Source organism: Pseudonocardia sp. ICBG1034, assembly GCF_020131375.1.
Lineage (GTDB): Bacteria > Actinomycetota > Actinomycetes > Mycobacteriales > Pseudonocardiaceae > Pseudonocardia > Pseudonocardia alni.
This window is the reverse complement of the sequence record NZ_JAHLEK010000010.1, coordinates 71,955-98,198: the sequence shown is the minus strand read 5'-3', so window position 1 is coordinate 98,198 and position 26,244 is coordinate 71,955. Positions and strand designations below refer to the sequence as shown.

Annotated in this window: 21 protein-coding genes; 7 read left to right on the top strand and 14 right to left on the bottom strand. The window is 72.9% G+C overall.

Features of this window, described 5'->3' with window-relative positions; translation table 11 throughout:
* Positions 1 to 39: 39 nt before the first annotated feature.
* Both KPF22_RS00970 and KPF22_RS00965 read right to left on the bottom strand, forming a co-directional pair.
* Complete coding sequence (locus tag KPF22_RS00970; protein ID WP_224400949.1) at positions 40 to 504, bottom strand: DUF3040 domain-containing protein; 465 nt, start codon at positions 502 to 504, stop codon at positions 40 to 42.
* 77 nt (positions 505 to 581) lie between these two features.
* Positions 582 to 776 (bottom strand): hypothetical protein, encoded by a 195-nt coding sequence (locus KPF22_RS00965; protein WP_224400948.1) that lies wholly within the window; start codon positions 774 to 776, stop codon positions 582 to 584.
* Positions 777 to 1,178: 402 nt separating this feature from the next.
* Between KPF22_RS00965 and KPF22_RS00960 the strand changes: the two genes are divergently transcribed.
* Positions 1,179 to 1,403, top strand: a complete 225-nt coding sequence (locus KPF22_RS00960; protein ID WP_224400947.1) for a hypothetical protein — start codon at positions 1,179 to 1,181, stop codon at positions 1,401 to 1,403.
* A 151-nt stretch (positions 1,404 to 1,554) separates the two neighbouring features.
* Here KPF22_RS00960 and KPF22_RS00955 read toward each other — a convergent pair whose 3' ends face one another.
* Positions 1,555 to 2,085, bottom strand: a complete 531-nt coding sequence (locus KPF22_RS00955; RefSeq protein WP_224400946.1) for a hypothetical protein — start codon at positions 2,083 to 2,085, stop codon at positions 1,555 to 1,557.
* A 1,076-nt stretch (positions 2,086 to 3,161) separates the two neighbouring features.
* Between KPF22_RS00955 and KPF22_RS00950 the strand changes: the two genes are divergently transcribed.
* The 6 genes from KPF22_RS00950 (at position 3,162) to mobF (ending at position 12,551) form a co-directional block, all read left to right on the top strand.
* Complete coding sequence (locus KPF22_RS00950; RefSeq protein WP_224400945.1) at positions 3,162 to 3,824, top strand: recombinase family protein; 663 nt, start codon at positions 3,162 to 3,164, stop codon at positions 3,822 to 3,824.
* Complete coding sequence (locus tag KPF22_RS00945; protein ID WP_224400944.1) at positions 3,821 to 4,177, top strand: hypothetical protein; 357 nt, start codon at positions 3,821 to 3,823, stop codon at positions 4,175 to 4,177. The genes KPF22_RS00950 and KPF22_RS00945 overlap by 4 nt, the downstream gene beginning before the upstream one ends.
* Positions 4,174 to 5,844 carry a Mu transposase C-terminal domain-containing protein gene (locus KPF22_RS00940; protein WP_224400943.1) on the top strand — a complete coding sequence of 557 codons (1,671 nt, stop codon included), beginning with the start codon at positions 4,174 to 4,176 and terminating at the stop codon, positions 5,842 to 5,844. Before KPF22_RS00945 ends, KPF22_RS00940 begins: the two co-directional genes overlap by 4 nt.
* Positions 5,844 to 6,590, top strand: coding sequence for an ATP-binding protein (locus tag KPF22_RS00935; protein WP_224400942.1), 747 nt, complete (start codon positions 5,844 to 5,846; stop codon positions 6,588 to 6,590). The genes KPF22_RS00940 and KPF22_RS00935 overlap by 1 nt, the downstream gene beginning before the upstream one ends.
* A 238-nt stretch (positions 6,591 to 6,828) precedes the next feature.
* Positions 6,829 to 7,968 (top strand): hypothetical protein, encoded by a 1,140-nt coding sequence (locus tag KPF22_RS00930; protein ID WP_224400941.1) that lies wholly within the window; start codon positions 6,829 to 6,831, stop codon positions 7,966 to 7,968.
* Positions 7,969 to 8,252: 284 nt separating this feature from the next.
* Complete coding sequence (gene mobF, locus KPF22_RS00925) at positions 8,253 to 12,551, top strand: MobF family relaxase (RefSeq protein WP_167409924.1); 4,299 nt, start codon at positions 8,253 to 8,255, stop codon at positions 12,549 to 12,551.
* Between the two features lie 30 nt (positions 12,552 to 12,581).
* On the opposite strand, the gene KPF22_RS00920 is transcribed toward mobF, so the two are convergent.
* From KPF22_RS00920 to KPF22_RS00870, 11 genes are all read right to left on the bottom strand, one after another.
* Positions 12,582 to 13,328: a hypothetical protein gene (locus KPF22_RS00920; RefSeq protein ID WP_157818120.1), complete on the bottom strand. Its 747-nt coding sequence runs from the start codon at positions 13,326 to 13,328 to the stop codon at positions 12,582 to 12,584.
* 127 nt (positions 13,329 to 13,455) lie between these two features.
* Positions 13,456 to 15,345 (bottom strand): type IV secretory system conjugative DNA transfer family protein, encoded by a 1,890-nt coding sequence (locus KPF22_RS00915; protein ID WP_157818121.1) that lies wholly within the window; start codon positions 15,343 to 15,345, stop codon positions 13,456 to 13,458.
* Positions 15,342 to 16,718, bottom strand: a complete 1,377-nt coding sequence (locus tag KPF22_RS00910) for an alkaline phosphatase PhoX (RefSeq protein WP_224400940.1) — start codon at positions 16,716 to 16,718, stop codon at positions 15,342 to 15,344. The genes KPF22_RS00915 and KPF22_RS00910 overlap by 4 nt, the downstream gene beginning before the upstream one ends.
* A gap of 64 nt (positions 16,719 to 16,782) precedes the next feature.
* Complete coding sequence (locus KPF22_RS32865) at positions 16,783 to 17,937, bottom strand: C40 family peptidase (RefSeq protein WP_100877154.1); 1,155 nt, start codon at positions 17,935 to 17,937, stop codon at positions 16,783 to 16,785.
* 8 nt (positions 17,938 to 17,945) lie between these two features.
* Positions 17,946 to 19,694 carry an ATP-binding protein gene (locus KPF22_RS00900; protein ID WP_100877155.1) on the bottom strand — a complete coding sequence of 583 codons (1,749 nt, stop codon included), beginning with the start codon at positions 19,692 to 19,694 and terminating at the stop codon, positions 17,946 to 17,948.
* Complete coding sequence (locus tag KPF22_RS00895; protein ID WP_224400939.1) at positions 19,691 to 21,223, bottom strand: SCO6880 family protein; 1,533 nt, start codon at positions 21,221 to 21,223, stop codon at positions 19,691 to 19,693. The genes KPF22_RS00900 and KPF22_RS00895 overlap by 4 nt, the downstream gene beginning before the upstream one ends.
* Positions 21,220 to 22,929: a hypothetical protein gene (locus tag KPF22_RS00890; RefSeq protein WP_100877156.1), complete on the bottom strand. Its 1,710-nt coding sequence runs from the start codon at positions 22,927 to 22,929 to the stop codon at positions 21,220 to 21,222. The genes KPF22_RS00895 and KPF22_RS00890 overlap by 4 nt, the downstream gene beginning before the upstream one ends.
* An 11-nt stretch (positions 22,930 to 22,940) precedes the next feature.
* Positions 22,941 to 23,801 carry a hypothetical protein gene (locus tag KPF22_RS00885; RefSeq protein ID WP_100877157.1) on the bottom strand — a complete coding sequence of 287 codons (861 nt, stop codon included), beginning with the start codon at positions 23,799 to 23,801 and terminating at the stop codon, positions 22,941 to 22,943.
* The gene (locus KPF22_RS00880; protein ID WP_157818122.1) at positions 23,801 to 24,121 is read right to left on the bottom strand and encodes a hypothetical protein; all 321 of its coding nucleotides are present in this window, start codon (positions 24,119 to 24,121) and stop codon (positions 23,801 to 23,803) included. The genes KPF22_RS00885 and KPF22_RS00880 overlap by 1 nt, the downstream gene beginning before the upstream one ends.
* A 105-nt stretch (positions 24,122 to 24,226) precedes the next feature.
* Positions 24,227 to 25,291: a hypothetical protein gene (locus KPF22_RS00875; RefSeq protein ID WP_100877159.1), complete on the bottom strand. Its 1,065-nt coding sequence runs from the start codon at positions 25,289 to 25,291 to the stop codon at positions 24,227 to 24,229.
* On the bottom strand, positions 25,291 to 26,235 hold the full coding sequence (locus KPF22_RS00870; RefSeq protein ID WP_157818123.1) for a serine protease: 945 nt from the start codon (positions 26,233 to 26,235) through the stop codon (positions 25,291 to 25,293). The genes KPF22_RS00875 and KPF22_RS00870 overlap by 1 nt, the downstream gene beginning before the upstream one ends.
* Between the last annotated feature and the right edge of the window lie 9 nt (positions 26,236 to 26,244).

The window sequence follows — 26,244 nt, the reverse complement described above, 5'->3', positions numbered from 1 at the left end:
TGTTTTCAGCCTCGCACGACGGGCCGGGGACAGCCAGGGTCAATCGTGCGGGACCTGGGATGGACCGGGGCGGTGGGTGGGGTCGCGGCGCAGGAACAGCAGGTTCAGCACGGTGGGCGGGACCATGAGGAGACCGAGCGCCAGCAACGCGGTCACGGCCCCGTCGGTGAACGCCAGCAGGAGCACGATCACCACCACGACCACGATGCTGACCTGGACGAGGAGGTTCCACTCGCGGTGGGTCAGGCGGTCGGTGACGTCCCGGGTGTCACGGCGTTCGCCGGGGCGGGCGGCGCTCGCCCGATCCGACGCGGAGCCCTTCGTGGACGCTGTAGCGGGCTCCTGCGGGCGGTGGCGCGGGGCTCGGTGGCGCAGCCGGGCCCCGAGGTGGGGGTCGCTTAGATCGAGTCGGGCGCTGATGTCGGCCAGGGTGCGCTGCTCGGCGGGCGTCAGTGCTCGCCCGCGGCGGGGCTGTTCGTGGTCGAACACATCGGGTGAGGGCATCGCAGGCTCCACTAGGTCGGGGCCGGAACGCGGTCGGTGTGGGCCGCGCCGCAGGGGTCTTCGCGCTGGGCCGCGGGTCATCCCGCCGAGCTCAGGGCCGCGGCCGCGGGGGCGGACGCGGTCGTGACCAGGACCAGCCGGGGCTGCGGCGGGCGGCGGGGCGGCGACGCGTGCACCGCGCGCAGGGCGAGCAGTGCGAGCGCGGCGGTGGCCTCGGCGCCGAGGTCGATCACGTCGGCCAGAACCCGCCAGGGCAGCGGGGGTCGGCTCATCGTCTCGCCCTCGATCCTCGTCCTGGGGTGGTCGCTCAGTGGTCGCTCGGTGGTCGCGGTGGTGTGGGTGGGCCGCCGGCCGGGTCTCGGTCCTGGGGGGTGGACCGAGCTCGGCCGGCGGCCCGTCGGCGGCGCCGGACCCCCGCGCCCGCGGCGCCTCGGGGGGTGAGGCGTTGCGCGCGGGCGTCGAGATCGAGTGGCGCGCCGGTCACGCGCCCCGGGGGCCACGCCAGTGGGGCGCGGAATCCGGGACGTGGGACGCACCGTGCCGCCGGTACTGAAGGGCTGCTAACGGCTGGTGTGAGAACGACGGTGCGCCACCGACGCCATCATGCGGCTCGCTCTTCGCGTGCCGAGGTTCGTGCACTGACGAGCGTGTGCCGATGGGGATCGGTGGGCGCGGTGGGCGGCGTCGTGGCGGACGGGGCGTTCGCCGGCTCGTTCCTGCTGACGCAGGGTGGTGTGCAGGGACGGTTCGCTGCGGTCGATGATGTGGAAGCCGACGTTCTCGGCGTGGGCGCGGTCGCGGGCGCAGCGCAGGACCTCGAGCGTCTCGGGGGCGTGGACTTCGGCGTGGCTGAGGTCCAGGACCAGCACCCGCACGATCTGGTCGAGCTGCTGGTGTAGGTGGCGGCTGAGGACGGCGGCGTCGTGGCGGGCCAGGCGCCCGTGGAAGGCCAGGATCGTTCCCCTGGTGACTGAGCGGATGTGGAGCCGGCCGCCGGGGGTGGGGTGGGTGTGGTCGCCGGGGCGGACGGGGCGGACGGGCCGGGCCATCTCAGGAGCTCCTCGTCGTGGCCGCGGGCCGCGGGCCCGGCGAGACGTTCGGCGGGCTGTGGCCGCCGTGGGGTGGGTGCAGTTCGGCGTCGAGCGAGTGGGCCAGCGCACGGAGCCGGCGCTGCCACTGCCGCTCGCGGCCACGGCGGGTCAGCGCGCCGGGTGCGGCGACGGTGAGCACGGTGGTCGCGGGCCAGCCGGCGTCGGCGCAGACGTCGCAGGCGGTCCGCATGAGCGCGATGAGCCGGCTGTCGAGTCGGTCGGCGGCCACGGCGTGGACGACGGCGTCGGTGGTCCACGGCGCGGCGGGTCGGGCCACGGCGACCAGCAGGGGCCGGCGTTCGGCGCGGGCGCGCCGGGCCGCAGGACCCAGCAGGGCCGGGGCGTTGTCGTCGGGGCGCAGCCCCACCACGAGGCGGCGCGGCGGCCTCGACGCGGGGTGATCGGGCCCGGCGGGTCGGGTTCTGGGGTCGGACGCCGTGACGCGCGAGGTGGGATCGAGGACCTCGGCGTGGTCGAGGGTGGAGATCATGTCGCAGCTCCCCGGTGCGGGCTTGGTACGGGTCGTCGTCGGTGGTCGTGGTGGGCCAGATCAGCTGCCCGGGTCAGACACCGGCTGGCCGGCGCGGCGAGTGGCGGGGGTGGCGCGGGGGTCCCAGGGGTGGGGGGGTTGCCGGGGCCGTGCTTGCCCGTGTTCAGGGAGGTGCGGTTCTTCCGCCGCCGGGGTTGACCGGTCACGATCATGGTGAGGGCAGCGGCGAGCACGGCGACCCCGGCTGTGGCCGAGCCCAGCACCGTCGCCCATCCGATCGTGGGCCCGCCCGGGGCGACCGGGGCGAGCGCGATCCATACCCCGAGCACCGCGGCGGCCCACCCGGCGCGACGCGATCCTTCGGAGTTCGCGGTCCAGCCAACGTGGCCCAGCACGATCAGCACGAGGCCCACGACCATGTCCGAGACCGCGAGCGGGGACGCAGCGCTTCCCGAGTCGGCGTCCGAGGCGATGGCGCTCCAGGGCATCGAAGATGACAACAACGCCAGGTACAACCCGGCCATGGTCACTGCGCCCGCGCCGAGCTGAGCGGCCGTGACGTGCACCGTGTTCTCGTCAGGGGCCGGTCCGCTCGCTGGTCCCACCCCAGCGCTGTGCGCGGACCGGAGCGGGGGCGAGAGGGGCCGACTGGCGGCGGCGTACACGACCACAACGGCCACCTCCTCCACAGTCCGCCGCGCTGGTCACCACCCTGGTGGCCTGGCTGCGGCCAGGACCCATTCTAGCGATTCATGGTTCGTGTGTCTATATTCGCGCAACTCAAAACGTACGTCTGGGTAGCGCGGTTCGGTTCGCTGTGCGGGCGACCTCGCTGCGAGCGCGCCATGCCCCCGACGCCACGTTCCGTACTGCGCCGGCCTCGACGTGACGCGCTGTCGCTGACTCCCGCCGCCCACTCCGCGAACGTTGGAGCGACCCGAATCCTTGGATGTGGGACGGTCACCCGTCGCCCCTCGCCGGCTCATGCGGGCTCGGCGTGTCGCGGTCCAGAAGTAGTGGCCATAACGGCGTGTCGTAAAGCTCGTCCGGAGCCGACCAGCGGTACGTTCCGCGGTGTGGACCTCGGGTACGCGCGGGTGTCGACGGCCAAGCAGGACCTCGAGCGTCAGATCGACGCACTCGGCCAGGTCGGCATCCCTGCCGAGCGGATCTATCTGGACAAGCGCTCCGGAGCCAGCTCGGACCGTCCCGGCCTGGCCGCCGCACTCGCCTACGCTCGCTCCGGGGACGTGATCGTGGTCCACACGCTGGATCGGCTCGGGCGCACGGTGCGCGACACCTTGAACCTGATCCACGACCTCTCGGAGCGCGGGGTCGGGGTCCGCAACCTGGCCGACCCGATCCGGGTGGACTCGTCGAACCCCGACGACCCGATGGCGCAGCTGGCGGTGGTGCTGCTGGCGCTGTTCGGGCAGATGGAGCGCACCTACACCCTTGAGCGGGCCGCGCACGCCCGCGCGGTGGCGACCGCGAAAGGCCGTCGTGTCGGGCGGCCGGTCACCGTCGACACCCACCAGATCGCCTACGCCACCCATCTCCGCGACCAGGGCGACACGATGACTGAGATCGTGACCAAGACCGGGATCCCGCGCACCACCCTGTATCGGCACCTGCCGGCGCGGCCGCCGGAGCCGATCACCGCCGCCGAGGACCCCACCTTGGCCGCGGACCCCACTCTGGCCGTGGACCCCACTCTGGGTGGGGAGCCCCGCTCGTGAGCCCGAGGCCCCGGACGCTCCCGTCGTCCCGCGCAGCGGTCGAGGTGCGGTGTTCGGCATGTGGCCGGCAGGCCACGACCGCCGACGAGGTCGCCGACCTGGCCACCGAGTGGCTGATGCCCGACCCGGCCGGGCGCGGGCCGGCGTCGCGGCGGTTCTGCCGGGGATGCGCCCCGGACGGCCCGGTGGACGAGGTCGTGTGCGCCCGCTGCGGGGACGGGCCGCTGCTCGCCGGCGAGCTCACCAACCTCGACCTCGAGGTCACCGCGGCGATCGACGCGTGGCTCGTCGAGACCGGGTGGCGCCTTGCCGGGCCGGTCTGCCCGGGCTGCGTGGTGGACATGTCGCGATGACCCGCCTCGGCCCCGGCATGAAGGCGCTGCTGGTCGCGCGGCTGCGCGAGCTGCGCGCCGCCGGTGAACTCACCACCGCGGTCGTGCGGGCCTCCGCTGCTGGGGCTGGGGTCACCGAGCGCACGCTGTGGCGCTGGCTCGCCGTCCGTGACGCCGACCAGGGACGCGTGAGTTGCGAACATCCCGGCCACGAACACGCCGGACCCGGTGAACCGGCGGCCCATCGTGGCCGGTACGAGCTCACCAGCGCCGACGTCGACGCGTTCGTGGCCTGGCAAGGCAACGTCGCCGCGGTGCATCGCGAGCGGCACGCCGCGCAGCCCGGAGGCCCGTCGCTGCGCGGACTGCAGCGTGCCTTCGCCACGCAGCTGACTCCCGGCCAGCGGGCCGGGCTGGTGGAGGGCGCGGAGGGCCGGCGTCGCTACGAGGTGTATCTGCGGTGGGCGCCGTCGGCGCGCAACGCGATGTGGGAAGGCGACCATGTCGAGCTGCCGGTGCTGGTGCTCGCGCCGCGCGCGCAGCGCCCGGCCAAGCCGTGGGCCACGCTGTTCCTCGACGCCTACTCCCGGATGATCATGGGGTGGGCGATCTCGCTGCGCCCGACCTCGGCGACGGTGCTGGCCGCGCTGCGGGCCGGGATCGTGATCGACCCGGACCGCGGCCCCTTCGGTGGGCTGCCCGCGGTGCTGCGCCCCGATCAGGGCTTGGAGTTCAGCGCGGCCGCGCTACGCCGTTCGTGCGCCGCGCTGGGGATCGAGTTCGTGCCGACGCCGGGCTACACCCCACATCTGAAGGGCAAGATCGAGAGGGCGAACCGGACCCTGGACCAGGAGTTCCTCTCCGGGCTGCCGTTCCACACCGACGGTCCACGCAGCCTCGACGGGGCGCTGCTGGGCCCGGACGCCGAGCCGATGTCGCTGGGCCTGTTCGTGGACCGCTTCGCCGAGTGGGTACGCGGCTACAACACCACCCGGGTGCACTCCGAGCTGAGCACGACACCGCTGGTGCGCTGGGGTGAGGACGCCACCCCGCTCCGCGAGCTCGACCCGGCCCAGCTGCGGTGGATGCTGATGGCCGACGTCGAGCGCACGGTCAACCGCGACGGCATCCACTTCGGTGGGGTGCGGTTCATCGCCCCGGAGCTCAACGAGCTGGTCGGGGAACGCCTCCAGGTCCGCTACACCCCGCACGACCTGCGCCAGATCGAGCTGTTCCGCGGCGATCACTGGTTGGCCACGGCCTTCCCGCAGGACACCCTCACCTCCGAACAGCGCGACGCGGTCCTCGAGCGGCGCCGCGCCGACGCCGCCGAGCTGGGACGGCGGCACCGCCGCGCCAGCCGGCGTGCCCGCGCCCAGCTCGCCCCGATCACCAAGCCCGGCGAGGTCGAGGACACCACCGTGATCACCAACGACACCGCCCGCACCGAACGCGACCGGCGCCGTCGCCGGCGCGGGGACGAGGGCCCGGACTACGCCGCCCTGGCGCGGCTGGCGCGGACCGACCTGCTCGACCTCAAGAGCGACTTCGCCTACTGGAACCCCGAGTTCCGCGAGGCCGCCGATTCGCCCGCACCGGTCGATCTCGACCAACCCCACGACACCGAGCAGGACACCGAGCAGGACACCGAGCGCCGCGTCGGCGGTCAGGACGGAGAGCAGGGCTGATGGCGCGGCATTTCCTCGACCTGCCCGGGGCGCGGGTGCTGCCCACCACCGGGCTGCAGCTGGTCGACCAGGCCGTCGGGCACGTCGTCGACGCCGCAGCGATGGGCGTGGTCCACGGCCCGGCCGGGATGGGCAAGACCTACGCGGTGGAGTCCGCGCTGGCGGCCCGCTCGCAGGCGGGGTTGTGGTCGTCGTTCCCGTCGCGCCCGACGATGCGCCTGGTCGCCGCGACGCTGTTCGAGCAGCTGACCGGGTCGCCAGCCGGGCGGGCACGCAGCCGGTTCGTGCTGATGGACGCGGTGATCGAGGAGCTCTCGACACGTCCGCGCGTGGTGGTGGTCGACGAGGCCCAGCGGCTCAACACCGAGTGCATCGAGTTCCTGCGCCATCTGCATGATCACCCGCGGACCCGGTTCGCGCTGCTCCTGGTCGGCGGCGACGGGGCCTGGCAGGTCCTCTCGGCCCAGCCGATGCTGCGCTCGCGGATCTACCGGCGGGTCCGGCTCGAACCTCTCACCAGCGCGCAGGTGCTGGAGCTGATCCCGCGGTTCCACCCGATCTACGAGGGCGTCGACCCGGAGCTGCTGGTGCAGGTCGATGACCATCTCGCGCACGGGAACCTGCGCGACTGGGCCTCGTTCACCCAGTCCGCCGCGCAGCTGTGCGCCGAGCACGACCACCCGGTGCTCGACGCGAGGATCGTGGCGAACGCGTTCGCGTTGCACGGCGCCGCGATCACCGGATGAGCCCGCTTCTGGTTGGAGGGCCGTGACCGGCTCGGTCGCGGCCGCGAGCTGCGGGACCGCGACCGGTGGCCGCCGCGCACACGCGGCCACGCAGCGCACTGTCGTGTCGGCCACAGCGTCGGCCACGCGCAGGTCCGCGGCCACCGACGTGCGGCCACCGGCCATCAGGGCGGCCGCGGCGGCTCCGGGAGCCGGCTACCGCCATGACAGGCCCGGTTCGGGGACCGGGCTGCGGTGGGTGCTCGATCCCGACGACGACCACGCCTGTGTGCGGGCGCTGCTCGGGGTGCACGACCTCGCGGACGGGGTGGTCGTTTGCCTGGCGGCGCCGGGCTCGCCGTGGCCGGTGCTGGCCCGCGACGTGCTGCTCGCCCTCGGGAAGGACCGGCGAGCTCTGGATGCCGCCGGCCCGCGCAGCAGCGCGCCGGGGCTGCTCGAGCTCTGGTTGCGCGCGGAGCAGGTGCACCACCTGGTGGTGCTGCGCGCGCATCTGCTCCCATTCTCGACCCTCGCCGCGGTCGACCGGCTCGCCGTCGCCACCGGGGTGCAGGTGTGGAGGGTCGCCCACGGGCCACTGCACAGCGCGCGGACTCCGACAACGTTGCCCTGGCCAGCCATGCTCGCGCTGCTCACCGTGCCGACGGCCGCCGACCGCCAGAAGCCCACCGCCGAGGAGCAGTACGCAACGGTGCGCGATCTCGCCGCTCGGGCGGGGCGCGCCTGGCGGATCTACACCGAACGCACTCGCATCCGGGCCCGGAAGGTCCGGCCCGACTGCGCGCTCGGTGTGCTGCTGCAAAACCTCACCATCGACGCGCACGACGGCGATGACCTGCTGCTGCGCCTGCACGCTGCCCGGGTGGGGCTGCGTGACGCAGGCCTGCACCTCGTCCTGCCCGCGCTCGCGACCGACACCCGCCTGCTGGGCTACCTCGGGCCGCGTTTCAGCCCCGAGACCGTCACTCGGCTCCGCCGGCTGGCCTGCCCGCTCGCCGTCGGCGCGCTGACCCTGGCCCGGGCCACTGACAGCAGCGCACCCTGGCTCGCGAAGACCCGACTCGACTGGACCGACCCGTGCGGCCGCCACGTCCGCGCCTACACCGGAACCTTCCGCGTCCCCCCTCAGGCACGCCCAATGTTGCGGGCGCTGCTGCTCGACCGCGCGTCGCGGGACGACCCGCCACCGGCACTGTTCATCGGGCGTGACGGGAAGGCATTGCTCGGGCGGCGCCTCGCGCACCGAATCCGCGCCGGCGCCGACCTCGCAGGTCTGCCGGCCGGCGAGGCCGCCATCCCGCGCGAGAAGTGCTACACGCCCGAGACCTTCGCGACCACATTCACCGGCGCCACCAACCTTCAACCAAGATCAAAGCACTGACAGCCAAGCTGTCGTCTACTGACACTCGATCTGTCGTTTTCCACTGACATCGAGCTGTCGCTCCACAGGGCTGTCGCCGGGCACCTTCGTTCCCGTTGCGCCGTCCCACAGCTGCTGACATCTCCGTGGCGCCGTCTGCTGACACGACCTGTCGTTCCCGCTGACATCTCCATGTCGTTCCACACACCCATGCTGCCATCCCACCAGTCATCGTCACCGCTTCTCCGCTAACAGACCTATGCATCAACTGATGATCTTCGGTTGGGTGCGGTAAGATGTGGATCATGCTGCGGATCAACACGGTCGGGGCGGGGGCGGTCGAGTACCTGCTCCGTGGCTCCGGCTGTGCCGCGCACCGCGGCCCTGAGCAGGGCGCCGAGCAGGGCACGGATGGGCCGGGTTACTACGCCGCGGCTGTCGAGCACGGTGAGCCGGAGGGCCGTTGGTTTGGGTCGGGGATCGTGGCGCTGGGTCTGCCGTTCGCTGCCGGTGAGGCGGTGGTGGCTGAGGATGTGCGGGCGGTGTTCGGTCAGCTGCGTCGCCCGGAGTCTTCGGAGGAGGACCCGGTTTATCTGGGGAACCGGCCGCGGAAGTACCGGGCGGTGGAGGAGCGGGTCGAGCGGGCGATCAGGCGTGAGGCGGGTGTGCCGGCTGAGGAGCGGGTCGAGGAGATTCGTCGGGCGGCGGAGGCTGATACGCGTCGGAGTGTGGCGTATTACGACTGGACGTTCAGTGCGCCGAAGTCGGTGAGTGTGTTCTACGCGGCGTTGCTCGCGGCCGGTGCGGATGGTGAGGCCGCGGCGGTGCGTGCGGCGCACGACCGGGCTGTGGAGACGGCGGTGTCGTTCGCCGATGAGCGGGTTGCGGTGACGCGGACGGGCCGGCATTCGGGTCCGCGGTCGCGGGCGGGGATGGGGACGTTCGAGCGGGGGCAGGGGACGACGTGGACGTTGTGGGGGCACTCGACCAACCGTGAGGACGAGCCTCAGTTGCACACCCACGGTGCGTTGTTGAACCGGACCGCGACCGCGGATGGCCGAATCACGGCCCTGGACGGGGCGTCGTTCCGAGGGTTGAAGCAGGCCGTGGATGCGGTGTATCAGCAAGCCCTCGAGCAGCTGGTCACCGCCGCGGTAGGGGTTGCGTGGCGGGAGCGTCCGGACGGGCATGCGCGGGAGATCGCCGGTGTCGACCAGGCGTTGATGGACGCGGCGTCGACTCGGACCGGGCAGGTGGATGCGCGGATCGCGGCGTTGGTGGAGGAGTTCCGGTCGCGCACTGGGCGGGCGCCGAGTGCGGCGGCGATGCACCGGATCGCGCGGATGGCGGTGCTGGACACCCGGGCGCCGAAGTCCGCGGACGCCGGGCCGCAGGCGTTGCGGCGCTGGGCGCGGGCGCATTCGCGGGAGCTGCAGGGTGCATTGTCCGACGCGGCTGAGGCCGCCGCGCAGGGACAGCCGGTGCGGGGTGAGCGAGCGGAGCCGGTCGACCGGGAGGAGCTGCTGGGGGCGGCGGTGGAGCGGGTCACGGGCCGGTACGCGGTGTGGGACATCGGGAACCTGACGCTGGCGATCAAGGCCGAGGTCGGGGACCGGTGGGTGGGTCTCGGGCTGGGGGAGGCGACGCCGGCGCAGCGCGCGGCCGCGCTCGAGGACCTCGCCCGTGACGCGGTCCGCCGCGCGGACGTGGTGCAGGTGTCGATGGTCGAACCGGTGGAAGTTCCCGGCGGGCTGCGGCGCGACGGTGATGGTGGCTACGTCCTGCGCGGGGCGCATCGGGAGCGCTACTCCTCGGTCACACACGTCGGGCGCGAGGAGGCTGTCGTCGCTCGCGTGAGCGCACCGCTGGAGGTGGGGTTGGCCGCAGGCCGGGCGGCTGCGGTGCGGGAGGAGCTGGTCGGGCAGGGCATGAGCGGCGACCAGGTCGACGCCGTCGTGGCGATCCTGACGTCGAGGGTCGCAGGGGACGTCCTGGTCGGCCCGGCGGGTGCGGGGAAGTCCCGCACCGTGGGCGCGCTCGCAGAGATCTGGTCGCGGGAGATCGGTGGCCGGGTGTTGGGGTTGGCGACCTCACAGGTCGCCGCGGAGAACCTGCGTGGGGACGGGATCCCGGCGATCAACACGACGATGTTCGAGCACCGGTTCACCCCGGATGAAACCGGACACGTTCGGCAGCGGCTGTCTGCCGGGGACCTGTTGATCGTGGACGAGGCCGGAATGTCGTCGACGATAGACCTGCACCTGATCACCCGGCTGGCCGCCGAGGCCGGCGCGAAGGTGGTCCTGGCCGGTGACCACGAGCAGCTGGGCGCGGTCGAGGCGGGCGGGTTGTTCGAGCACCTGACCCGGCACGCGGCGAGCGTGTCGGAGTTGGTGGTCGTGCACCGCTTCGCCGAGTCCTGGGAGCGCGCGGCGTCGCTGCTGGTGCGCGGTGGGGACACCGCCGCGGTGGCGGAGTACCTGACCCGTGGCCGGTTGCGGGCGGGGACGTTGGAGCAGATGCAGGCACAGGCCGGGAAGGCATGGCTCGCCGACACCGTCGCGGGCAAGCAGTCCCTGCTGATAGTGGGAACCAACGACCAGGCTGCGGACCTGTCGCGCAGACTGCGCCAGGAACTCATCCGACTCGGGCGGGTCGACGGGCGCACGGTGAGCCGAATCCACCGCGGGCAGAAGGTGTCGGTCGGGGACCGAGTGCAGGCCCGGCGCAACGACCGCGGTCTGCTGGTGGAGCCGGCTGTGCGCGTCGACGGTCGAACCGGGGTGGTGCAGCCGGTGACAAACAGGGAGATCTACACGGTGGTCGGCGCGACGTCAGAGGGGACGGTGCTGGGGCGGGACCGGCACGGCGCGATCGCGCACTTCCCCGCCGCCTACGCCGAGGAGCACCTGACGCTGGCGTATGCGGTGACGGTGCACGCCTCGCAGTCGCTGACCGTGGACACCGGGCACTTCGTCGCGGACGAGGGCAGCAGCCGGCACGCGGCCTATCCGGCGATCACCCGGGGACGCGAGTCCAACCACGTGTGGTTGGTGTCGGAGCGTCCGGCTGATGAGCACGACCAGCAGGCGATGTATGAGACCGCGCGCAGCCGGTTCTCTGCCCTGGTCGAGCACAGCGGTGCGCAGGTCTCGGCCCTGGCTACAGCGGAGGAGGGCGAGGGGCGGGCGCGGTCGTTGGTGACGCTGGCTGGTGACTGGTTCGACCTCGCCCGCGCGCAGGGTGAGAAGCGTTCCGCGGGGCTGCTGGAGCGTGGGCTCGGGTCTGCGGTGGCCGGGCGGGTGGAGCGTGAGTCGGGGCGCGGTTCGTTGCTGACCGTGCTCGCTGAGGCCGAGGTCGGGGGGCATGACCCGGAGCGGTTGCTGCGTGAGGTCGCCGACCGCCGCGAGCTGGACTCGGCGGAGAACGTGTCGGACGTGCTGCGCTGGCGCATCGCCCGCACGCTCCCGACACGAGTAGCCGACGACGCGTCGGCCGCGCAGCAGTTCGTCACCTGGACCGTCGAGGGCGACGACGTGTACTCGGTGCAGCGGAACCGGCTGGCCCCGCTGATCACCGCCCGGGCCCGGGAACTCGGTGAGCAGGCGGCAGCCGAGCAGCCTGAGTGGGCGGTCGGACCGCTGGGCGCTGTCCCCGATGCCCAGGCGGAGCCGGAGCTGTATGAGCGGTGGGTCGAGCGGGCCGGCGTGGCGGCGGGTTATCGCGAGTACGCCGGTGTCGGCGCGGAGTCCACGACGCTCGGTCCGGCGCCCGCGGCGGAGGATGTGCAGGCGCGGGCGTGGTGGACCCGCGCGGTCGTCGCGCTCGGCGGTGAGACGGCGATGCCGCGTCATCACTCCCGGTCCGACGCTGAGCTGGTGGAGAAGGTCCGGGCATGGGAGCGGACCCGGTCGACCGGTCCGGTGTATGCCGCTGACCTGCTGGCCGGTGCCCACACCCGCCTGCACGAGGCCCAGGTTGTCGCGACCCTGGCTGGGGCGCAGCGGGACAACCCGCACGCGGTCCAGGTCGAGCGGGAGCTGAGCGGGGTCAGCGCAGACGGCGCCGAGGCGATGGTGCGCATCGCCCACGGGGAGGTCACCCGCTGGACAGGCGCCCACCAGCGGCGCAGTGAGTGGTACGAGGGGGTGCGCGAGGTCGCCGACGATGCGCGGTTGGCGGCGGAGGAGCTGCGTCGCCGTGGCCGCGACTGGCAGGTCGACCCCGAGCCCGAGCAGTACACCGACCCCGACCGGGGAGAGCGTCAAGGTATGCAGGCTTCGGCTGTCGGTGGTGGCGAGCATGGTGAGCTGCGGCCGGAGGTGAGTGAGGTGATCCGCCGCAACGAAGAGGCCGGGCGGGCCGCCGCGGCCGCGGGCAGCAACGACCCGACCGACCCCCGCGAGATCCTGCGGAGGCTCCGAGACAGCAGCCAGGCCGAACGCGGTCGGGGGCAGGACACCGGCCGTAGTCGTGACACCGGTGACCGGAAGGCTGGCCGGGCGGCGGAACGGACCCGGGCTGAGGACGCCGCGCGGCGTGCCCGCCAGGACCGGAGCCGCGACACCGGACGCGACCAGGGCCAAGGCCTCGGCCACAGCTGACCCCGCACCGGGGAGTCCGCCCCCGGGGGGTCAGCCGAAGGGGTACACGCGCTCCTCGGGATGGGCCGGGCCGGCCCAGGGCTGCAGTGCAGCTTTGCGCTGGATCTCGCGATCGAAGTCGCGGTACTCGGCGTCGGGGGCGAGCACGATCTCGTGCTCGCTGCTCCACAGGCCGGTGCACGGTCCGATGAAGTAGTCGGTGGAGGCCAGTTCTTCGTGGAGCGGTGGGCTGAGGATCTCGAACGGGGCCGCGGCGCGGGGCGGTCCCCAGTGCAGCTCGATGCGGCGGAACCGGTCGGTGGTGTGGTACTCGATCGCGCCCCGGAACGAGACGTAGATGTCGTCGACCACGTCGTCGATCGAGCCCCGGTCGATGGGATACCGGCGGCCGTCGTGAACCGCGATCGCGGTCGGCCCGACCAGCAGATGCAGGTGCAGACGGCTGCCGGGGATTCCAGGGACGACGGGGTGGATGACCGGAGTGATCTCCAGGTGGCACGGCCAGGCCCGGCCCGCATGGGCGACGTAGCCGCCGAGCTGCTGGGTCTCGCGCACCGTCGATTGCGTTGCGATGTCGATCGTCGCACGGAAGGTGTCGAGGTCGGCGGGGCTATCCTGGCCGCAGAGCCGGTCATAGAGCAGCGACAGCGTCGGCGCCGCGGTGACCTGGATGTCCAGGGCCCCGGCGGGAGGCTGTTCGTGCGGGTAGGAGAACAACGGGACGGCTTTGTTCGTCGGCTGCTGAAACTCTACGGCTGGAAGCCCTCGCAACGTCATCGTGAACCCTCCTCCCCGATCGTCACCAGCACGGTCAACCAGTCACCGTAGCGGGAGCCACCGACACTTCCGTCCGATCCTTTAACGATCACTCCGTGAACGCTCTCCCTGCCGAGGCTGTGTCCGGTCACCAGTGGAGCGGCCGGCTGCCGGGGTAGGGGCTCGGTCGGGGCTCGGGCCGGGGCAGATGCGTCCCCGAGACGGGATAGCCGTGGGCGTCGATGGGGATTCTGCCGCTTTCGATGGTGTCGACGTCGCGGCGGAGCTGTGCTCCGTCGGGGCGGTCAAAGGGGTCGACGGTGCGGGCTTGGATCGCGAGCAGGTGGCGGAACACGAGCAGGACCTGGCCGCGGTCGAGGGTACGAACCTCGGCCGGCTGGTAGGTGTGGATGCGCTCGTGGCTGCGGGTCGCGCCGCGGGCTCCGTTCCAGAGCCCGCCGGTCGGTTCCTGCAGCCGGGTGCGTTCGTGCTCGCCGAGGATGGTGGAGAGCCACTGCAGAGTGGAGGGGTCCTTCAATCCTCCCCAGACGGCCATCAGCGAGCTGTTGTCGAGCAGCGTGACCGCCTTCTGCGGCCCGTATGTGGTTTCCAGCTGTGCTTTGGACTGTGCTGCCCAGTGGATGATGACGCCCCGGCTCAGGGAGTCGGCCTGGGTGGTCGGGAGGTCCGGTACCGGTGTGGCGGCGGGGAGCTCGTCGAGGACAGCCGTGGCGGGTGGGTCGAGTCGCTTCTTCGGGTAGCGCAGCCCCATCTCGCGGGCGGTGTCGATCCATTCGGCGACGATGGTGGTCATGACGGGTGCGGCATGGGCGTCGTTCTCGGCGGCGACCAGGTACAGCGATCCGCCGGAGGCGATGAACCGCTCGACGTCATAGGAGCCTGCGGGGGAGTGGTTGCAGAGCTCGCGGATCCGGCGGTCGGCGAACGGGGCCAGAGCGCGACGGACCGAGAGCCAGACCGCGTCGGCGGTCTGGGGGACCATGTTCAACTCGGCCTCGAGGGCATCGCCGTAGGCCCGGTAGCGGACATGGCCCTGCAGGATGGTGACCGCGGAGCGGGCGGCCTCGCGGTCGGTGGCCCAGGCGGCGAGGCGGGCGAGGTCGCCGCCGGACAGGGCGGCGGCGAGGAGGTAGGCGCCGACCACGCCGACGGCGCGCTGGCGGAAGACCCGGTCGTTGCCCGAGCCGCGTCCGTCTCCGGTCTCCACCGCGAGCGCGGATGCCTCGACGAGCATGCGGGCGCGGTCCCAGGCTGTGATGTCGTCGTCGCAGCCGCGTAGCGGTGACCAGCGCAGTTTCGCCGGCCAGTTCACGGTGCCGGTCAGGTCGAACACCAGGATCGGGCCCGGCATGGGGCGCCGGGATCGGGCCAGCGCGGTCAGCATGAGCAGGTCGGGCTTGGTGGTCGAGCACAGCAGCGCGCCGGGCGCTTCCAGGCACAGCGGGGTGAGCCAGCGGCGCGACTTCCCGGTCTGGGTCGGTGCCAGGGTGCCGGTGGTGGTCTCCAGCGGCGCCCACAGAGGGCCGGTCGGGCCGGTGGGCAGCGGGATCCCGACCTCCCCCGGGGCGGCGGTCCGGATCTCGGCCGGGGTCAACGAGGGGCGCAGGCGGGTCGCGGAGGTGCGGCATGCGCGCAGGGACAGCTCAGCGCGGATCTGGGCTCGGGTGGCGTGCCCGGGCTTGGTCGGTCCCCAGCTGCGCCACCACCACCGCCCGAGCACCGCGGCCGCGGCGGCCAGCACGATCGCGGCGGCGACGGTGCAGGACAGGAACAGGGTGGATTGACGGGTCAGGTACGCGAGGGTGCTGTCCGGGGGTGGTGTGGCGCCGAGGGAGGAGCGGATGAGCGCGGTCAGGTCGCCGAAGCCGACCAGGAGCAGCCGGGGCGCGCCCGACAGCAGCCCGGTCATCACCGCGGCGATCTCGACCACGAGTGTGGCGAACAGAGCGAACCCGAGCGCGGTCACCGGCAACGCGAGATCTTCGGCCCAGGGCCGGGGAGCGCGAGTTCGGGTCATCGGGCGCTCCTGGTCGGGGTCGAGTCGGTCTCGAAGGGCCGCTGCGCAGATGTCCCACCTGGAGGTCGGTCGGGCTGCCAGGGGCCGGTGATCGCTAACAGCACCCCTGGTTGCTGGATCCCGGCGAAGAGCACCTTCCCGTCGGGGGAGAAGGTGGGGCCGGTGAACTCCGAGCCCATCTGGCTGCGGGCGATGGGGTAGGCGGTCCCGTCGTCGGCGACGCCGGCGAGGTGGTCGTCGCCGTCGCCGTCGGTGGACACGATCAGCCCGCCGAACGGGGCGGCGACGATGTTGTCCGGTGCCTCGACGGTCTCCCCATCCGCTTCCACAGCGAACACCGTGGTCAGCGTCAGTGTCGAGGCGGCGGGGTCGTAGTGCCAGATCTGGCCGTGGTGGGAGTCGGAGAAGCTGGAGACCAGGTAGGCGCCGGGGGCGCCCTCGTGGTCGGCCCACCAGGCGCCCTCGAGCTTTTTCGCCCGGGTGATCCCATCGATCGAGCGCACCGAGCCCTGCCCGGCGTCGCGGTCGGCGATGGGAACCCACTCGACGGTGTAGGAGGTGCCGACGGTGTCGCCCTGGTCCAGGTCGTCGACGAGGTTCCCGGCCTGGTCGGTGGCGGCCATCGCGGCGAGCTCACCGGCGTCGACGTCGAGGGCCTTGAGCGCGCCGCTGCGGCCGCGGAACCCGGTGGGTGGGGTCCACCGATAGACGGTGCCGTAGGGGTTGGAGGTGTCCTCGGTCAGGTAGATGGTGAGGGTGTCGGGGTCGACGCAGCAGGCCTCGTGGACGAACCGGCCGAGGGCTTTGATCGGCTGCGGGTCTCGGTTGGCCTGCAGGTCGACCGGGTCGACCTCGAAGACGTAGCCGTGACCGTCCTTGTCGGTCTCCTCGCAGGTCAGCCAGGTGCCCCAGGGGGTGACCCCGCCAGCGCAGTTGGTGGAGGTCCCGGCGAGTGCGACGGTCTCCCAGATGAGCTCGCCGTCGGGGGTGGTCTTGACGACGGTGCAGCCGCCGCCGGCGTCCTCGCGCCAGGTGTAGCCGCGCAGGTGCGGGACGGCGCCGCCGTCGTCGGGGCCGCCGCGGACCTCGTGGTTGAGCACGACGAGCACGTTCCCGTCCGGGGCTGGGAACGCGGCGGCACCGTCGTGGATCCCGGGGGAGGCGTGCTCGGAGTAGAGGCGGGTCTTCCCGGCCTGGGTGACCACTCGGTAGGAGAACCCCTCGGGCAGCGCGAGCATGCCGTTCGGGTCGTCGACGAGGGGCCCGTAACCGGTGGCTGCGCTTGGTTGGGCGGCGATGCCTGCGGCGCCGAGCAGGCCGTGGACGGGGCCGGTCACGGCGATGCCGAGGCCGAGCTGTCCGGTGCGGCGCAAGAATCGTCGTCGGTCGATCAGCACAGGTCCTCCAGGGAGCGGCTGCTGGTGATGCCAGATGGGGTCACGGGCTTGTGGCCTCGGCGAGTGCAGCGGTGACCGGTCCGGCCGGGGCGGCTACGCCTGCGGGTCCGGCGATGTGGCGGACGTGGGTGATCTTGTCGGCCCAGTCCGAGAGGGGCTGCAGGATGACCCCGGTGCTGGAGTCGTAGGCGTTGACGACCAGGCCGTTGCCGATGTACATGCCGACGTGGCGGGGGTTGGTGGGGGAGCCGAGCGAGCCGGGGATGAACACCAGGTCGCCGGGGGCGATGGTCGCGGGGCTGGCGGGGGTGCCGGCGTTCTTCTGGTTGACCGTCCCGGCGGGGATCGGGACGCCGGCGGCGGCCCAGGCGGCGAGCATCAGCCCGGAGCAGTCGAAGCCGTTGGGTCCCTTCGCGCCCCAGATGTAGGGCTTGCCGAGCTGGGCCAGGGCGTAGGTGACCGCGGCGCGCTGTGCGGGGTCGGTGGGCGGGACGAAGCCGGGCGGGAGCTTGGTCGGGTCGATGTTCGACGGGGCCAGCGGGACCCCGGCGCCGCCCTGGTCGGGGCAGGCGAACGCGGTCGAGGCCAGCTGCACGTCCGGTGCGGCACCGGGCGTGGCGGGGACGGGGTTGTCCGGGCCGACCCAGAACCGGTCGACCAGGGCTGCGGCCGGTGCTTCCTGGGGGGCGTAGCGGTCGGGGAATGCCGAGCGCTGCACCGCCTGCGCGGCGGTGCCCGGTGGCATGGTCGCCCAGCCGGGCAGGGCGATGAGGCGGTCCAGGAAGATCCGGGTCGCGTAGTCGGGGTTGAGGATCTGCTCGGGTGTGCCCCAGCCCTGGGAGGGCCGCTGCTGGTAGAGGCCCAGGGAGTCGCGGTCGCCGTGGCCGACGTTGACCAGTCTCGATTCGACGATCACGGTGGAGATCGCGATGACCGCGGCCCGGCGCGGGAGGCCGCGCTGGGCGACGATGTTGACGATCGTGGCGGCGTTGTCGGTCTGCTCGGCGTTCCAGTCGGTGCCGCCGATGGACTGCGACCCGCCGCCCAGGCCGCCGTCGCCGCTGCACCCGCCGCCGGGGAGGGCGCCGTCGGTGACCACGGTGAGCATGGCCATGCCCATGCTGAACGCGGTCGCGATGAACACGAGCACCGCGGCCACGGCGGCGAGCGCGATCGTGCCCTTCTTCTGGTCCACCGGTCAGGTCACCGGTTCGGGGCGGCGCCGTTGGCCCGGCTGTGGCCGTTCATCTCGGCCAGAGGCCCCGTGGCCGGCGCGACGACGCCGTCGGCAGGAACCGCCGCGACGCCGCTGTCGGCAGGCTTCTCCGAGGCTGCACTGTCGGCGGCGGTGGTGGGTACCGATACCAGACGCGAACGCGTTGATCCGGCCTGAGCAGGTGGTGTTTCCGCGGTCGGAGCGGGTCGTTTGCGTAGGCCGGCGTTGGTGTCGAAGATGGCCCGCTCGGTGGGGGAGAGGACCGTCTGGATCTTCATGCCGGGGCGGTTCTCCAGCTTCCACAGCGCACGGCCCTGGCCTTCCATCGCCCAGCCGGTGAGCACGGCCTGTTCACGCTCGGACAGTCCGAGCTCGTCGGCGAGCTCGTCGCCGACCCGGGTGGACTGGCCGAGCAGGATCCGGGTCGAGCACAGCGCGAGCAGGTCCTTGGCGATGGAGACCTCCTGGGAGCCGGCGGCGCCGACGGAGAGCAGGTCGGAGGGCTTGTGCATCACCAGGAGCTGGATCTTGCGTTCGGCGCGGGACAGGCGCAGGTCGGAGTCGACGGCCTGGACCGCGCGCAGCCCGAGTCGCATCTGCCGCCAGACCTCGTCGCGCACGACGATGCGCACGTCGCCGTCGTCCTGCAGGTCGGTGATCATCGAGGACCAGGAGCCGAGGCAGGTCAGAGCGACCGCGATTGCCTGATCGCCCCTGCTGCGCAGCAGCGAGAGGTCCATCGACTGCACGGGGGCGTCCCAGTCGAGGTCGAAGTTCGTCGGCTCGTCGAACAACCCCGACAGCGGGCCGACGACGAGGTTGGACAGGGCGTCGGTGATCTGGCGGGTGTGGTCGAGGAACTGGCGGTGGGAGGCGAAGCGGGTGGCCTGCCACAAGTCGTCATCAGGCCTTGCGAGTTGGTTGACGACGTCGGGGATGGTGATCGGGCGCAGCTCGCTGGCGCCGTGCTCGGCGCCGACGAGCCGGTTGAGCACGGTGGACAGGACGTGCTCGTCGGTGACGGTCGGGTCGTAGCCCTGGGCCTCCGCGAGGGCGGTCAGCAGGCGCGTCCAGCGCGCCAGGATGCCGGTGAGTTCCTCGCGCTGCCGCTCGGTGCTCCAGGTGCCCCACCTCGATCGGATGGGGCCGAGGTCCAGGGCGTTGAGGCGGTGGTGGCTACCGCGGCCGAGCGCGATCGGGGTGATCCCGAGCGAGCGCAGCAGCGGGGTGTACTCGCCCTTCACATCACCGGAGATCAGCGAGCGGACGCCGAAGAGCATCATCCGCAGCATCAAAGCGACGACGGTGGAGGACTTGCCGCGGCCCGGTTCGCCGAACACCACCAGGTTCGGGTTGGTGACCATCTGGCGCAGCACCCACTCTGTGGGGTGGACGTAGAAGGCGCCCCCGGACTGGGTGTCGTAGCCCAGCCGGGCGCCGATGGCCGGGACGCCGTTGGAGGCCAGCAGCGGGAACAGTCCGCCGACCTCGGCGGTGGTGGCCCGGTAGACCGGAGCGCGCCGGGAGGCGTCGACCGCGGCCCACCCGCGACCCGGCTCACGGTGCCCTTGGCGGGGGGCGCTGGCCTGGTTGACCCGCCCCTTGGCCGGGCGGTCGTCGAGTTCGGCTGGAGTGGCTGGCGTTGCGAGGGGAATGCCGTCGAGGTCGGTGAACTGGGACAGCAGGTCGCTGGTGGTGCGCGGCGGCACGGGGCGGCGCTTACCGAAGATGCTCATGAGTCGAACGCCCTGGTCAGACGGGGCAGCCCGATCCCGACCGGCAGCGCCGCGGCGACGAACGCCGAATCTTGAGCCAGCTCTAGACGCAGCAATCGAAAACGACCTGAGGAGTCGTTCTCCAGGCGGGCGGCGTGATCTTCGAGGTTCCACTCGGCGGGCACCGTGAGTGAGGAGGCCACGGTGAAGCGGACCAGGGCGTGCCCGGCCGCGACGGCGGCCTCCTGCTCACGCGCGCCGGTCTGGCGGCGGGTGTCGACGGCGGTGGTGTTGAACCCGCGCTGGGCCTTGGCATCGACCAGGACGTTGTTGCGGAACCGCTGGGAGCGCACCTCCCGGGCGGCGGCGGCCTGGGACAGGATCTCGTAGTGGATCTGCAGGGTGCGGCGCTCTCCTGCGGTGCGGACCGCGAGCAGCGGGCCGAGCGAGCCGAAGATCGTCCCGGATTCCGGGGGCTGCACCGCGTAGGAGACCGAGGAGAACCCGTCGTGGTGATAGGCCCGGGCAGCCGGAGCGGGAGCGAGGGCGGGGCCGGCCTGAGAGATCGGTAGCCCCACCGAGCCGTCCGGGTCGGGCCGCATGAGGTGCTGGTACTGCAGGGAGGCGGCGGTAGCGGGGTTGAAGCCGGTCTTGATGGCCTCGGCGACCCCGGTGGAGGTCAGCCAGGTCACCGACTGCACGCCCAACCCGCGCAGACCGTCGGCGACGGCTTCCAGGACGCGGTAGAGCGCGTACGCGCGGCCCGCGACACCGCCGCCGGCGGCCTTGGCAGGGCGGCGCAGCGCGTCCTCGGTGCCCGACACGGTCACGAACAGCTCGGTCCGCACGCTGACCGAGGCGACGTCGCGGTCGATCTCGGTGGTCACCTGCCGGGCCAGTGTGGGGGCGTCGGCGCGCTGGTGGCGCTCGCGCCAGACCGCGTACTCGGTGCCGTCGTCGGGAACGGTGCGCACGAGCAGGGAGATGCGGTCGACGACCTCGCGGTGCCCGAGTCCGACGAGCATCGAGCCGAGGCGGCGGGCGAGCTCGGCGCACTCGTCGTCGGACAGCATCCCGACACCGGAGTGGGTCAATCTCGCGGTGGCGCCCCAGCGTCCCTGGTCGGTGTCGTGGATCAGGCAGATCCGCGAGCCGTGGAACTCCGGGCCGTCGGGGAACTCCAGGCGCGACAGCACGCCGGGCAGGTCGGGCTCGCTGCGGTCACCGGCCAGCCCGGCCGCGGCGCGTGATTGCCAGGGGGACCAGCGCATCAGCACTCCTGTCTGGAACATGATCAGGTCGGCCAGCCAGCGGAACGCGGGGCGGCCGTGGACGGGCACGACGATCAGCACGACGGTGATAGCGGCGAACACACCCCAGCTCAGCGCGGTGGACCACTGGTTGCGTGACATCGCGATCAGCGACGGAGCACATACCGCGATCACCAGGAACGCCTGGACCGGGGTGAGGCCGGCTATCCAGCCCATGCCCTCTTTGAGGTTCAGCCCGCGATACACCCGCGGGCCGTGGGTCTCGGGCATCGCGCTCATCGGTCACCGTCCTGTCGCTCGGGGCGGTCGGGTTCAGGCGCCCACGCCGTCGTGGTCGTGGGGGGTGGGGTCGGGTCCGGGTCGGGTCCGGTGCCCGAGTCCGGGCGTCCCGTTTCGGGGGGTCCGGGGTCGACGACCGGTGGCTCAGGAGCAGGGCTGGGATCAGCACCAGGCCCTCCGTCGGTGGCGGTGGTGTGGCCGGCCTCGATCGGGCCGTGGTCGCCGCCCGCGGCCTGTCCGGACCAGCCCGTGGTCGCCGTCGCCCCGGCGTAGGCGCCGCCCGCGGCCGAGCCGATGTCGCCGCCGCTCGCGGCGGGGGCGGGTCCGGGGTGCCCGACACCGGTCTGGGCCATCTGGGAGGACCCATAGCCGCCGGCGGCGCCCGCGGCGGCCTTGGTGGCCAGGTAGCCGCCCACCACCGCCGCGGCCGCGACACCACCCACCGCGCCGATCCCTGCCGCCGCGCCACCGGCAGCTGCGCCGCCGCCCGCGGCCGATCCACCACCGGCAGCACCCGCACCACCAGCGCTACCGGCACCGGCACCGCCGGCACGGCCTGCGGCCGCGGGAGACGCGGCGGTCGAGCCGCCGAGCTCCCCACCACCCCCAGCCGAGGCGGCACCGTCAGTACTGCCGCCCGAGCGGGCCATGCGGGCGACGTTGATCGACTCGCTGGTGCCGCCATCAGCGCCCGGCGCCGACGAGCCACGCCCACCGCCGCCGGAGCGCAGCGCCATCCCCGCGCCGGTGCCCGGGTCGACGAAGGCCAGCAGCCGGTAGATCACCATCGGGCAGAACAGCGACACCAGCAGCACCGCGGTCCCCGCCAGCAGCCCAGCGACTCCTGTCGCCCTGCCCATGACCGAGACGCCGATGAGTAGCACGAGCGCGAGGGCGGGCTTCATCAGGATCGCGGCGAGGAGCCAGCGCACGCCGCGCCAGAACGACGGGGCGGTGGAGTCGGCGACCAGCATCGCGGCCAGCAGCGGGATCGTCGCGACCAGCACCAGGATCGCGGCCTGGCGGAAGATCATCTGCAGGGCGAAGCCGATCCCGGCCGGGATGACCCCGAACAGCGCGGCGAGGCCGAGGATCATCGACCGGACGTTGTCCTCGGTGTCACCGAGGTCGGGGTTGTCCCCGATCCGGGCGGTGACGGTGTCGTTGGCCAGGGTTGCGCCGAAGGTGCCGTCGCCGCCGAGCTGGGACAGGAAGAACGTGGTCAGCCCGTCCGCGGCGCCGAGCAGGACCGCGACCAGCCCGGAGGTCAGCGCGATCGCCATCCCGAACTGCAGGGGCCCGGTGAACGCCCGGAACATGCCCCGCCCGCCGCGCAGGGCGACCGAGATCAGCTGGTAGAAGAACAGGCCCAGCGCGATCAGGGTGGCCAGCCCGATCAGCGATGACCACAACGACAAGCTCTGCCCATCAGCTCCGGCCGTGGCCGCGTCGACGGCGGTGGCGGGGTTCGGGGAGTTCGGGCGCTGCTCGGTCTTGCCGGTGATCGTGCTCGGGTCGATCCAGGACACCTGGTCGGCCAGCTCGAACCCCGCCCGCAGCACCCAGACCCCGGCGTCCCATACCTTCTGCATCGCGGCGTCGAACGCGGACTGGGCCAGGGAGCCGATCGGGTCGGTCAGTGAGAAGCCGGCGCCGGTGCCGCCTCCGCCTGGGGGCGCGGGCGGGGGCTGCGTCGGTGCCGTCATGTGGGGTGGTGTCATCGCTGGATGTCCCGCCATCCGGCGGCGACGGCTTCGTCGCTGGCCGGCCACGCCGACGGTGCCGGTGCGGCGGTGGGGCCGGAGGCGACCTTCCACTGCTCACCCACACGTCGCATGGGTAGGCAGTTGCCCCACCCTGCGGTGACGACCCGGCCGTTGTAGTCGGCGACGAACTCGCCGAGCACACACGCCACGGTGTAGGTGCCGTCGGAGGTGCTGCCCTTGACCATCGCACTCGTCGGGGTCCACGACATCCGCATGCCGTTGCGCAGGGGCCCGGTCGTGTTGAAGTGCGCGCCACGGCGCAGGTCGACCAGATCGCGGCTGAGCCACGTCTCGCGGGCGGGCAGCGCTCCCGACTCGGCAAGGGAGCCATAGACCTGTGCCCACACCGCCGGGTCACCGCCGGACATCCCGGCCTTCATCAGCTCGGCCAGCTGCGCGACCGCGCCCTCAGGGGTGTCGGGGAACCCGGTCGGAACCAGGGTCGCAACGAACTGCTGAGGCTGGGGGAGCGCGATCGGCGGGCCCGCGGTCCGGGTGGACAGGGCGTGGGGTTGCATCGCCGCGAGGGGGACCTGCAGCATCGGGCGGGCGGCGAGCTCGGCCTCCGCTGCAGGCCCGGACTCCCCGTCACCGGTGCCGATCGGTGCCGGCTGTGCTGGCGCGGCCGCGGACGGATCCTGCCGCTCGGAGAGCATGCCGGTCAGCGACAGGACCAGCGCGAGGACGGTGGCGAGGGCCAGGGCCGTGACCGCGCCGAGGATCAGCACCGCACGGCGACGGCTGCCCGAGCCGGGAGCGCCCGAACGCAGGCCGAGGCGGTGCGGGTTGTGGGGGTCGGTCAGGCGGGCCATCAGCTGGCTCCGGCGGCGAACTGGGTGACCAGGGTGTAGCCGAGGCCGAACAGGACGGCGAGCGCGAGGCTGGACACGATCATGCGGGCTCCGGTGCGTCCGGAGCCGTGGTGGTCCCACATCCGGCCTGCGGTGGAGGCGACGATCCCGCCGAAGAACAGGCCGAGGATGCAGATCCCGGCGATCCAGATGACGTAGCCGACGACGTCCTGGATGGCCTGGGCGCCGGGCGGGATCTTCGGGCCCGGGTTGGGGATGTCCTGGGCCGGCAGCAGGTGAGCCTGGGCCAGCGACTCGCTGATCACGTGGGTGGCAGACATGGCGTGTGCTCCGCAGGGGTGTGATGGGCGGTGGGGTGGGGCGAACGTGGCGGCTGGTGCCGGGGTGGGGGCGCCGGACACAGCGGGGTCAGACCGGTGCGCTTCTCATCGCCGTCTCGGGGAGGGGATGAGCTGCCACGAGGCGAGCAGCGGGCGTAGCGCGTCGACCGCCCGGGCCGGGCTGGGTTCGTCGGTCACCCCGCCGACCTCCCAGGCCGGGACGTGCGGCACGAACAGGGCCTCGTCCAGTAGGGCCGCGACCCGGGGCCCGGCTGCGCCGACCACTCCCGCCGGCCACTTGCGGGCCCCGTTGACCACGAGCTGGTAGATCGGGGTGGCCAGGCGGCGTTGGATCCAGGGGTCGAGGCGGGCGAGGATTTGCTCGGCCTGGCGCAGCGACGGGCGGGTTGCGCGGACCACGAGGATCGGGCGCTGGGTGGGCAGTCCGCGGCGTAGCCAGCCCCCGGCGCCGTAGATCGGGGTCGCGGCGGCTCGCCAGCCGCCGTGACCGAGGTCGACGACGGTGGCGTGTAGCGGGTCGGGTGCGGGGTCGGGTAGCCAGTCCGGGGGTGGGGGCACCATCCCGGGGGTGATGGTCGGCAGCGTTGCGGGGTCGCGGGTCTCCAGCCGGGCCAGCAGCGCGTCGGCGCGCCAGCTGTAGCGCACGGTGAGGTGGTCGTTGATCTGCCGGGTCCAGGGGCCGTCCACCGAGGAGGCTCCGGCGAGCCCGGAGCGTGCGGGGTCGTCGGCGTCGATGAGCAGCGCGCATCGCTGGTCCTGCTGTAGCGCGTCCACGATCGCGGCCGCGACACACGAGGCGCCGGCGCCCGCGGACCCGGCGAGCACGGGGATCAGCGGCCCGAACGCCGCCCAGGACACCGGGCGGGACTCGGGGAATGCCGTGCGGGTGCGGTCCTGGGCGGCGTCGGTGGCCGCGCCGAGCTGCTCGGCGGCCTCGATCGGGTCTGGACCGTGGCCCTGGTCGGCGGCGGCTGCGGCGGAGGTGGTGTCGACGATGGTCTCGGTGTCGACCACGCCCAGCCCGCCCGGCGCGTGGGTGCGCGCGGCGGCGCCGAGGCGCTGGTTGAGCTCGTACGGGCTGCGCGGCGGCGATGCCCCCGGCCTTGCCCAGTGGTGGTGCGGGTCGGCCGCGTTCCGGGGTGAGGTCATCAGCTGGTCCCTCCTCGAGGGGCGGTCCGGGCGAGCGCGGGGTCGGGGGTGGGGGGCTGGTCGGGGAGTTGCGCGGCGGAGTCGGCGGCCTCATAGACCTGGCGGGCGGTGTCGTCGAAGCGCGGGGAGACGAGGGTGGTGTCGTCGCCGCCGGAGACGACGCCGACGACCTGGCCGCGGCCGCGGGTGGCGTCGGGTCCGGTCAGCCACGGCCCGCCGGAGGCGCCCTCGGTCATGTCGCAGGTCAGGGACAGCACCTGCCCCGGTGGCCGGTCGGGCCGGTCGAAGGACTGCGCGGCGGCGTCGCCGTCGCAGCCGCGCAGCGACTGGCCGTCATAGATGCCGGTGGCGGGGTAGCCGAGCGCGGCGACCGGCAGCTGACTGTCGGGGGTGGTGAAGCGGATGCCTTGGGCACCGAGGGCCTGCTCAGGCAGGACCCCGTCGCGGGGGAGCAGGGTCACGAACGCGAAGTCGGTCGGAGCGGCGACGTCTTCGATGGGGGAGTTGGCCTGCTGCCAGGCCGGGGGGACATAGGCGGTGTCGACCGTCCATCGCCCGAGCGGTTCCTCACCGGCGGCGTAGCCGGGGATGAAGAACGCGCCGTCGACCCGCCAGGCGCCGCCGAGCCATACGCAGTGGGCCGCGGTGGCCAGCAACCTGCGCGACCGGGATGCGACGACCGCAGCGGAGCACTGGTGGCGGCCACCGTCGACGACCAGCACTCCGACCGAGGTCGCCGACAGCCCGCCCACCACCGGTCCGGCCTGGCCCTGCACCGGCGGCTGCGCTGTCGAACCGGACGGTGCAGTGGGTGTCCTCGGGTCGGCCGACCCCCACGGTGCGGCCGACCCGAGTCCCACCACCCGAGCGCCCTGCGGGGCGTCGGAGGTCCACGTCGCCAGCGCGACGGCGGCGGTGACCGTCGCGGCGATCGCCACGGTCATCACTGCGGT